We start from the raw sequence: 237 nt of genomic DNA on the forward strand, positions 1-237 counted from the left end.
ATTTTTGTTGAAAAGGCTGAAGGAGCCTATCTGTTTGATGCAGATGGAAAGAAGCTGATAGATTATATAGCGTCCTTGGGGCCAATGATCCTGGGGCATGCGCACGACGCTGTTGTAAATGCTGTAATTGAAAAAGCCCGAAAAGGAACTTTTTTTGGAATGCCTACTGAAATTGAAACGACCATAGCATATCTGGCTGTAGATATGGTGCCTAATATTCAGAAGATCCGTTTTGTA

General features: G+C 41.4%; 1 protein-coding gene. It reads left to right on the forward strand.

Translation table 11 applies throughout. The annotated features are described in order from the left end of the window. Positions 1–237 (forward strand): aminotransferase class III-fold pyridoxal phosphate-dependent enzyme (locus ACY2RT_RS15650; protein WP_490156834.1); only part of this gene is annotated, 237 nt, incomplete at both ends.

Source organism: Ulvibacter sp. 2210JD10-4 (genome assembly GCF_058148525.1).